The sequence below is a fragment of the Mitsuaria sp. TWR114 genome, from assembly GCF_007997345.1.
In genome coordinates, this window is record NZ_VOSR01000569.1 from 1 (window position 1) to 9741 (window position 9741).

The 9741-nt window shown below is 68.2% G+C and carries 6 protein-coding genes and 3 pseudogenes; 5 read left to right on the forward strand and 4 right to left on the reverse strand.

The annotated features are described in order from the left end of the window. Positions 1-94, reverse strand: a pseudogene (locus FUT87_RS30935) (exodeoxyribonuclease III); the annotation flags it as partial. 342 nt (positions 95-436) lie between these two features. Between FUT87_RS30935 and FUT87_RS19580 the strand changes: the two are divergent. The 3 genes and pseudogenes from FUT87_RS19580 to FUT87_RS19590 all read left to right on the forward strand — a co-directional run bounded on the left by FUT87_RS19580 (position 437) and on the right by FUT87_RS19590 (position 4366). Beyond that, a complete protein-coding gene (locus FUT87_RS19580) occupies positions 437-2695 on the forward strand; it encodes a TonB-dependent receptor (RefSeq protein ID WP_147242109.1) in 2259 nt (752 codons plus the stop codon). A 203-nt stretch (positions 2696-2898) separates the two neighbouring features. After that, positions 2899-3575: pseudogene (gene pyrE / locus FUT87_RS19585) on the forward strand (orotate phosphoribosyltransferase). After that, positions 3575-4366, forward strand: a complete 792-nt coding sequence (locus FUT87_RS19590) for a hypothetical protein (RefSeq protein ID WP_147242110.1) — start codon at positions 3575-3577, stop codon at positions 4364-4366. The pseudogene pyrE and the gene FUT87_RS19590 overlap by 1 nt, the downstream one beginning before the upstream one ends. Here FUT87_RS19590 and gatB read toward each other — a convergent pair whose 3' ends face one another. The 3 genes and pseudogenes from gatB to gatC form a co-directional block, all read right to left on the reverse strand. Then, positions 4367-5821, reverse strand: a complete 1455-nt coding sequence (gene gatB / locus FUT87_RS19595; RefSeq protein WP_091730242.1) for an Asp-tRNA(Asn)/Glu-tRNA(Gln) amidotransferase subunit GatB — start codon at positions 5819-5821, stop codon at positions 4367-4369. A gap of 16 nt (positions 5822-5837) precedes the next feature. Beyond that, positions 5838-7327, reverse strand: a pseudogene (gatA, locus tag FUT87_RS19600) (Asp-tRNA(Asn)/Glu-tRNA(Gln) amidotransferase subunit GatA). Beyond that, the gene (gene gatC / locus FUT87_RS19605) at positions 7324-7623 is read right to left on the reverse strand and encodes an Asp-tRNA(Asn)/Glu-tRNA(Gln) amidotransferase subunit GatC (RefSeq protein WP_091730250.1); all 300 of its coding nucleotides are present in this window, start codon (positions 7621-7623) and stop codon (positions 7324-7326) included. Before gatC ends, gatA begins: the two are co-directional and overlap by 4 nt. 361 nt (positions 7624-7984) lie before the next feature. On the opposite strand from gatC, the gene FUT87_RS19610 reads away from it, so the two are divergent. After that, the gene (locus FUT87_RS19610; RefSeq protein WP_091731851.1) at positions 7985-9028 is read left to right on the forward strand and encodes a rod shape-determining protein; all 1044 of its coding nucleotides are present in this window, start codon (positions 7985-7987) and stop codon (positions 9026-9028) included. A gap of 53 nt (positions 9029-9081) precedes the next feature. Beyond that, positions 9082-9741, forward strand: a 660-nt coding sequence (gene mreC / locus FUT87_RS19615) for a rod shape-determining protein MreC (RefSeq protein WP_147242111.1), incomplete at its 3' end; no start/stop codon positions are given.

Here is a 9741-nt window from a genome sequence, read left to right on the forward strand (position 1 = left end):
CGACCACGTCGGCCTGCTGCGGCGGCAGCCAGTCGAACACGCCCTTGGTGGCGGCGGAGCGGATGCCATTGAGGTTGAGGGTGATGAAGCGCATGGAGGGGGCCCCTGGAAGAGGGCGGCAGTATCGCAAAGCCGCCTGCCAAAGATGACAGCAGCCGCCCCACGCGTTCGCGAGGCCCGGGAGCTGCACCACATGGCGCGGTGGGCGTGCGCCGTCCACGCCCATTCGGGCGACACGCGAGCGGGTGCAGTGTTTGGACAACAGAAAACGCACCACCGAGGTGCGTGGGGTGACGTGTTTATGACGAACTTGCTAGATTCGCGTCCACCGCGCTACCCCGCACCCACATTTTTGCCAGCTGTGAACCCGGAGCACCCCTCGGGACACCGCCGGCCTCCCCCCGGTTTCCCCCATCCTTCCCCCGGAGTTCCATCCATGAATCGATTCGCCACCCAGCGCGCTGCCGTCCCGGCCCTGCGCGAGGCCGCCGCAGCCGTGTCGCTGGCCCTGCTCGCCTGGCCCGCGCTGGCCCAGGACGCCACCGACGCGCCGGCCAAGGAGAAGGGCCAGCTGGAGACGGTGACCATCACCGCCGAGCGCCGGGTCGAGAACATCAAGGAAGTGCCGAACGCCGTCAGCAAGATCTCCGGCGAGAAGCTGGACGTGCTGAACTCCGGCGGTCAGGACGTGCGTTTCCTGTCGGGCCGCGTGCCCAGCTTGAACATCGAATCCTCGTTCGGCCGCGCCTTCCCGCGCTTCTACATCCGCGGCTACGGCAACACCGACTTCCGCCTGAACGCGTCGCAGCCGGTCTCGCTGGTCTATGACGACGTGGTCCAGGAGAACCCGATCCTCAAGGGATTCCCCGCCTTCGACCTGGCCGCCGTCGAAGTGGTGGCCGGTCCGCAGGGCACGCTCTACGGGCGCAACACGCCGGCCGGCGTGGTCAAGTTCGATTCGGTGAAGCCCTCGCAGCGCCAGGAAGGCTACCTGAACGTCTCCTACGGCAACTACGGCACGATGAGCCTGGAAGGCGCCGCCAACGTGCCGCTGACCGGCGACTGGGCCGCCCGCATCTCGGCGCAGATCCAGCACCGCGACGACTGGGTCAAGAACCAGGTCCCGACCGGCAAGACCGGCGAGCTCGAGGGCTACGACGACCGCGCCCTGCGCGTGCAGGCGCTGTACCAGCCGCACAAGGACTTCAGCGCGCTGTTCAACTTCCACGGCCGCGACCTGAAGGGCAGCGCGCGCGTGTTCCGCGCGTCGATCATCAAGCCCGGCACCAACGACCTGGTCGACGGCTTCGATCCCGAGAAGTCCTACACCGACGGCGTCAACGAGCAGACGCTGCACGCCACCGGCGGCAGCGCGCGCCTGCGCTGGGGCCTGGGCCAGATCAATCTGTACTCGATCACCGGCTACGAGTCGGTGCGCCCGTTCAGCCGCGGCGACGTGGACGGCGGCTACCTCTATGGCGGCACCAAGCCGTTCACGCAGGAAGGCCAGGCCGGCTTCCCGGCCGAGTCGTCCAGCTCGATGAGCGGCCACCGTCAGATCACGCAGGAGTTCCGCGTCGAATCCGCCACGCCGGGTCCGCTGCGCTGGCAGGGCGGCCTGTACTTCTTCGACGAGCGCTACACCGCCCGCAGCACCGACTACACGACCTCGACCGGCCTGGCCGCCGGCTACGTCGACACCTACCAGAAGAACACCGCGTGGGCGGCGTTCGGCTCGGTGAACTACGCGGTGACGCAGGACTTCTCGCTGCGTGGCGGCCTGCGCTACACGCATGACAAGAAGGACGTCAACGTCAGCAGCAGCTACACCGACCTGAACACCAGCACCGGCGTGTCGGCCAACACCGCCGACAAGAAGTGGAACTGGGACGTCTCGGGCACCTATGCGCTGACCAAGGAAACCAACCTGTACGCCCGCGTGGCCACCGGCTTCCGCGCCTCGTCGGTACAAGGTGCGTCACGTTTCGCCGGCCAATCGCAGGCGACGCCGGAAAACGTCACTTCCTATGAAGTCGGCGTCAAGTCGGACTTCTGGGATCGTCGCGCGCGCCTGTCGGCCAGCGCCTTCACCTACACCGTCAAGGACCTGCAGCTGACCGCCGTCGGCGGCCAGAGCAACGCCAACCGCCTGCTGAATGCGAAGAAGGCCACCGGCAACGGCGTCGAGCTGAATCTGGAACTGCTGCCGGTCGACCAGTTGCTGATCACCCTCGGCGGCAGCCTGAACAACACCAAGATCAAGGACCCGAGCCTGTCGCTGCCCGCTTGCGGCGGCGGTTGCACGATGACCGATCCGCTGGCGGCCGGTTCGACGACCAACTACAGCATCGACGGCAATCCGCTGCCGAATGCGCCCAAGTGGGTCGCCAACCTGACCGCGCGCTACGCCTTCCCGACCGCGGCCGGCAACGAGTTCTACATCTACACCGACTGGGCCTACCGCTCCAAGGTCAACTTCTTCCTGTACGAGGCCAAGGAGTTCACCGGCAAGGCGCTGACGGAAGGCGGCCTGCGCGGCGGCTACATCTGGAACAACGGCAAGTACGAGGCGGCGATCTTCGTCCGCAACATCACGAACCAGATCCGCATCACCGGCGCGATCGACTTCAACAACAACACGGGCTTCATCAACGACCCGCGGACCTACGGCGTGCAGTTCAAGGCGATCTTCTGATCGGCTGAACGACGCAGCGCAGCGGCTTCGGCCGCGCGCCTTGCAAGAAGCAGGCCCGCTCCGGCGACGGAGCGGGCCTTCTTTTTGCTTGGTATGCCTGGATTCCAGCGACAGCGTGTCCTGTGAAGCGCCCGGGCAGCGCAGAACCCCGGTCCTACAATTCCGCCCCACTTTCACTGTCACGTCTCGACGTCGCGCCCGCCATGACCACCGCCGCTCCCCAGGACGCCCTGGCCCAGGAATTCGTCGCCTTCGCCGTGGACACCGGCGTGCTGCGCTTCGGCGAGTTCAAGACCAAGGCCGCCGCCTCAGCCCGTATTTCTTCAACGCCGGCCTGTTCGACGACGGCCTGAAGGTCGGCCGCCTGGCCCAGTTCTACGCGCAGCGGCTGCTGGACTCGGGCCTGGCCTTCGACATGATCTTCGGCCCGGCCTACAAGGGCATCACGCTGGCCGCGGCCGTCGCCATCGAGCTGGCGCGCCTGGGCCACAACAAGCCCTTCGCCTACAACCGCAAGGAAGCCAAGGACCATGGCGAGGGCGGCACGCTGGTCGGCGCCAAGGTGCAGGGCCGGGTGCTGATCATCGATGACGTGATCTCGGCCGGCACCTCGGTGCGCGAATCCATCGCGATGATCCAGGCCGCGGGCGCCACGCCCTGCGGCGTGACGATCGCGCTGGACCGCCAGGAGAAGGCCGCCGAGAACGGGCAGGACCTGCCATGGTCGGCGGTACAGTACGTGCGCGACCAGCTGAAGCTGCCGGTGGTCGCGATTGCAGGGCTGTCCGACCTGCTCCAGTATCTGCAGACGACCAGCAGTACCGCCGTCTCCGCGCACGCGGCGGCGGTCCATGCCTACCGCGATCGCTACGGAGTCTGATGCGTCCTTCCATCTCACGCCGCCTGCTGTCCCGACCGGCCGCGCCCGCGGCGCTCGTTGGCGCCCTGATGCTGGGCGGCGGCCTCGCGGGTCCGGTCCTGGCACAGACCAAGGCGCCGTCGTCGCCGACCATCTACACCTGCACGACGCCCGATGGCCGCCGGCTGACCTCCGACCGGCCGATCCCCGAGTGCCAGACGCGCGAGCAGCGCCTGTTGAATTCCGATGGCTCGGTGCGGCGGATGGTGCCGCCGGCGATGTCGCCCGAGGAGCAGGCCTCCGCCGAGCAGCGCCGACGCGCCGAGGAAGTGCAGCGCTCCGCGCAGCAGGACGCGGTCCGGCGCGATCGCAACCTGCTGCAGCGCTACGCCGACCAGGCCGCGCACCAGAAGGCACGCGAGGCCGCGCTCGACGACGTCCGCGAGGCGATGCGGCAGTCCGAGAAGCGCCTGCAGGCGCTCGCCATCGAGCGCAAGCCGCTGCTGGACGAGGCCGAGTTCTACAAGGGCAAGCGGGTGCCGTTCAAGCTGCAGCATCAGCTCGAGGCCAACGAAGCCGCGGCGGCCGCGCAGCGCGAATCGATCGAGAACCAGAAGGCCGAGATCGGCCGCGTGAACAAGTTCTATGACGACGAACTGTCCCGCCTGAAGCGGCTGTGGGCCGGCGCTGCGCCGGGCTCGCTGGAAAAAGCGGCGCCGCAGGCGCGTCCGCCAGCGGGCGCTGACAGCGTCGACGCCAAAAAAGAACGCCGGTGGATCGCTCCACCGGCGTTCTGCTTTTCAGCGGCCTGATCAGGCGCCGAGCTTCTTCTTCAGCAGCTCGTTCACGGCGGCCGGATTCGCCTTGCCCTTGGTGGCCTTCATCGCCTGGCCGACCAGCGCGTTGAAGGCCTTCTCCTTGCCGGCGCGGAATTCCTCGACCGACTTGGCGTTGGCCGCCAGCACCTCGTCCAGGATGCGCTCGAGTTCGCCGGTGTCGCTCATCTGCTTGAGGCCCTTGGCTTCGATGAGCGCGTCGACGTCCTGGCCTTCGCCGGTCCACAGCGCCTCGAAGACCTGCTTCGCCGCGTTGTTGGAGATCGTGCCGTCCTGGATGCGCTTGATCAGCGCGGCCAGCAGCGCCGGCGTCACCGGGGCGTCGTCGATGGCGCGCTCCTCGGTGTTGAGGCGCCGCGAGATCTCGCCCATCACCCAGTTGGCGACCAGCTTGGGCGCGCCGCAGGCCTCGCGCGCGGCCTCGTAGAAGCGGGCCGTCGCCAGGCTCTGCGTCATCATCGTCGCGTCGTAGGCCGGCAGGCCGTCGACCTCCTGGAAGCGCGCCGCCATCACCGAAGGCAGCTCCGGCATCTCGCCGCGCACGCGCTCGACCCAGTCGGCGCCGATCATCAGCGGCGGCAGGTCCGGATCCGGGAAGTAGCGGTAATCGGCCGCATCCTCCTTGGTCCGCATCGCGCGGGTCTCGCCGGTGTCCGGGTTGTAGAGCACCGTTGCCTGCTGGATCTCCAGGCCGTCCTCGATCTGGTCGATCTGCCAGTTGACCTCGTAGTTCACCGCGTCGACGAGATAGCGGAAGCTGTTCAGGTTCTTGATCTCGCGCCGCGTGCCGAAGGGCTCGCCGGGCTTGCGCACCGAGACGTTGACGTCGCAGCGGAACGAGCCCTCCTGCATGTTGCCGTCGCAGATGCCCAGCCACATCACCAGCGCGTGCAGCGTCTTGGCGTACTCGACGGCTTCGGCGCCGGAGCGCATCTCGGGCTCGGACACGATCTCCAGCAGCGGCGTGCCGGCGCGGTTCAGGTCGATGCCCGACTGGCCGTGATAGTCCTCGTGCAGGCTCTTGCCGGCGTCCTCCTCGAGGTGGGCGCGCGTCAGCTTCACGACCTTCTTCTCGTCACCGACGAAGAACTCGATCTGGCCGCCCTGCACGACGGGGATCTCGTACTGGCTGATCTGGTAGCCCTTGGGCAGGTCGGGATAGAAGTAGTTCTTGCGGGCGAAGATGGACAGCGGCGCCACCTTCGCGCCGACCGCCAGGCCGAAGCGGATCGCGCGCTCGACGGCGCCGCGGTTCAGTACCGGCAGCGTGCCCGGCAGCGCCAGGTCCACCGCGCTGGCCTGCGTGTTGGGCGCCGCGCCGAACGCGGTCGACGAACCGCTGAAGATCTTCGAGACGGTCGAGAGTTGGACGTGGTTCTCCAGGCCGATGACGACCTCGTAGCCCCGCACCAGTTGGCTGTTCTTGCTCATCGCTTGCTCGTTGTCCTTACATGCCCGCCGGGGTCTGGCGGTGCCAGTCGGTGGCCTGCTGCAGCGCATGCGCGGCGTGCAGCAGCGTGCCTTCCTGGAAGTAGTTGCCCAGCAGCTGCAGGCCCACGGGCATGCCGCCCTCGCCCAGCCCCACCGGCACGCTCATGCCAGGCAGGCCGGCCAGCGAGCCCGGCAGCGTGAAGATGTCGGCCAGGTAGACCTTGACCGGATCGTCCGCGCCTTCGCCCTGCTTCCAGGCCACCGTCGGCGCCACCGGCCCGGCGATCAGGTCGCACTGCTGGAAGGCCTGCTGGAAGTCGTCCGCGATCATGCGGCGCAGCTTCTGCGCTTGCAGGTAGTACGCGTCGTAGTAGCCATGCGAGAGCACGTAGCTGCCGATCATGATCCGGCGCTTGACCTCGGCGCCGAAGCCCTCGGCGCGGGTCTTCTCGTACATGTCGATCAGGTTGCCGTAGTCCTTGGCGCGGTGCCCGAACTTCACGCCGTCGAAGCGCGAGAGGTTGGAGCTCGCCTCGGCCGGGGCAATGATGTAGTAGACCGGGATGGCCAGCTCGTGCGCGGCAGCGAGACGTCGACCAGCGTCGCGCCCAGCTTCTCCAGCTCCGCCAGGCCGGCGCGCACGGCGCCGTTCACGTCGGACGAGAGGGCGGCCGGGAAGAACTCCTTCGGCAGGCCGATGCGCAGGCCCTTGAGCGGCTGGGCGGCGGTCGCGCCCTCGCGGGCGGCCAGCATGCGCGCATGGAAGTCCTGCGGCGGCTGCTGGACGCTGGTGGCGTCGCGCTCGTCGAAGCCGCTCATCGCCGAGAGCAGCAGCGCGCAGTCCTCGGCGGAGCGCGCCATCACGCCGGCCTGGTCCAGGCTGGACGCGAAGGCGATCATCCCGTAGCGCGAGCACACGCCGTAAGTCGGCTTGATGCCGGTGATGCCGGAGAAGCTGGCCGGCTGGCGGATCGAGCCGCCGGTGTCGGTGCCGGTCGTGGCCGGCACCAGGCCCGCCGCCACCGCGACCGCCGAGCCGCCCGACGAGCCACCCGGCACGCGCGTGCGGTCCCAGGGGTTCAGCGCCTTGAAGTAGGCGCTGTTCTCGGTGGCCGAGCCCATCGCGAACTCGTCGCAGTTGAGCTTGCCCAGCGACACGGTGCCGGCGGCGTTGAGCCGCTCGACCACGGTGGCGTCGAACGGGCTCAGGTAGCCGGCCAGCATCTTCGAGCCGGCCGTGGTCGGCATGTCGCGGGTGACGAAGATGTCCTTGTGCGCCAGCGGCACGCCGATCAGCGCGCCGGCCTCGCCGGCGGCCAAGCGCGCGTCGGCGTCCTTGGCGCGGGCGAGGGCGTAATCCGGGTCCACGTGCAGGAAGGCGCCGAGATCCTTCGCCGCGGCAACACGCGCAAGCAGATGTTGCGTCAGTTCGGTGCTGGAGACCGTCTTGGCGCGCAAGGCGCGGCCGAGCTCGGCGACGCCGAGTTGATGCAGGGGGGCGGTCATTCGATGACTTTCGGGACCAGGAACAGGCCGTCCTCGACGGCGGGAGCGCTGCGCTGGTTGAGCGCGCGCTGGTCGGTTTCGGTGACGCGGTCCTCGCGCAGCCGCAGGGCCACTTCCTGGACCGCCGACAGCGGCGTGTAGAGGGGATCGACGCCGCTGGTGTCGACCGCGCTCATCTGCTCGACGATCGAGAAGAAGCCGTTGAGCTGCGGCAGCAGCGCGGCCTGTTCGTCGCCGGAAAGTTCCAGCCGGGCCAGTTTGGCGATCCGGCTGACATCGTCGTGGGTGAGTGCCATGGGAATGTGCTCGAGGGCCGGTCCGGACCAGCGGTCCGCCGGGCGCGCGAAACATTCGCCGAACGCTGACGGAAGCCTTGCAGACGGGCCAAACCAAGGGGTGATCAGTTATTATCCCCGCTTATCTCCATGGCGCCGGGGCTGCTTCTGCAGCCTCGTTGCTTATGGCAAGGAATTTCGCTCGCGCGGACGCCGCCGGTCCGCGCGGTTACCCGACAAGAACCGCCCCGAATCGCAGCCGCCCGGACAGAACGCAGACGAACGCCGCCTGATGCCGTCGAATGCCGCCGATTGCGTGTGGTTCGACATGGACTGGCGGCTCCAGGTGCCGAAGCGTCCTGTCCTGGCCTTGCCCACACACATGCTCGCCTCACTGCGCCGCTACTTCTCCACCGACCTCGCCATCGACCTGGGCACCGCCAACACGCTGATCTATGTCCGCGGAAAAGGCGTCGTGCTGGACGAACCGTCCGTCGTCGCCATCCGTCATGAAGGCGGTCCCAATGGCAAGAAGACGATCCAGGCCGTCGGCCACGAAGCCAAGGCCATGCTGGGCAAGGTGCCCGGCAACATCGAGGCGATCCGCCCGATGAAGGACGGCGTGATCGCCGACTTCGTGGTCACCGAGCAGATGATCAAGCAGTTCATCAAGATGGTGCACGACACCAAGCTGCTGCGTCCCTCGCCCCGGATCATCATCTGCGTCCCCTGCGGCTCCACGCAGGTCGAGAAGCGCGCGATCCGCGACGCCGCGCTGGGCGCCGGCGCCTCGGAGGTCTACCTGATCGAGGAACCGATGGCCGCCGCGATCGGCGCCGGCCTGCCGGTGTCGGAAGCGTCGGGCTCGATGGTCATCGACATCGGCGGCGGCACGACCGAAGTGGGCGTGATCTCGCTGGGCGGCATGGTCTACAAGGGCTCGGTCCGCGTCGGCGGCGACAAGTTCGACGAGGCCATCATCAACTACATCCGCCGCAACTACGGCATGTTGATCGGCGAGCCGACCGCGGAAGCGATCAAGAAGAACATCGGCTCGGCCTTCCCGGGCTCCGAGGTCAAGGAGATGGAGGTCAAGGGCCGCAACCTGAGCGAAGGCGTGCCGCGCAGCTTCACGATCTCGAGCAACGAGATCCTGGAAGCGCTGACCGATCCGCTCAACCAGATCGTCTCGGCGGTGAAGAACGCGCTGGAGCAGACCCCGCCGGAACTGGGCGCCGACATCGCCGAGCGCGGCATGATGCTGACCGGCGGCGGCGCGCTGCTGCGCGACCTGGACCGCCTGCTGGCCGAGGAAACCGGCCTGCCGGTGCTCGTGGCCGAGGACCCGCTGACCTGCGTCGTGCGCGGCTGTGGCATGGCCCTGGAGCGCATGGAACGCCTCGGTTCGATCTTCACGAACGAGTAAATCGATGCGGCCTTCGGGCCGCTTTGCGTTGAATCTCCTTTGCTGAGATCTTCATGCCTCTCGGCACCTTGGATCGCAATCCGCCACCGCTGTTCCGTGAAGGCCCGTCCGCGCTGACGAAGCTGGCCTTCTGCGCCGCGCTGGCCGTGTTCCTCATGGTGGCGGACTCCCGCTTCCAGTTGACCGCACCCGCACGGGCCGGCCTCGCGCTCGCGCTGCATCCGCTGCAGCGCGCTCTGCTCGCGCCCGTCGACGCCTGGGAACAGGCCGGCGACTACGCCCGCGGCATGGAAAAGGCCACCGAGGCCGAGAACCAGGCACGCCAGCAACTGGCCTCGCAGGCGGTGATCCTGAGCCGCGCGGCGCAGCTGCAGGCCGAGAACACGCGTCTTCGCGCGCTGCTCGACCTGCGCGAAGCGCTGCCGGTGAAGGGCCTCGCCGCCGAAGTCCTCTACGAGGCGCCGGATCCCTTCTCGCGCCGCATCGTCATCGACCGCGGCAGCCACCGCGGCGTGCGCCTGGGCGCGCCGGTGGTCAACGACGCGGGCGTGCTCGGCCAGGTGACGCGGGTCTATCCGCTGTCGGCCGAGGTCACGCTGCTGACCGACCGCGAAGCCACCATCCCCGTCCTCAACACGCGCACCCAGCAGCGCGGCGTCGCCTACGGCGGCGAACGCGGCGTGATGGAGCTGCGCTTCATCGCCGCCAACGCC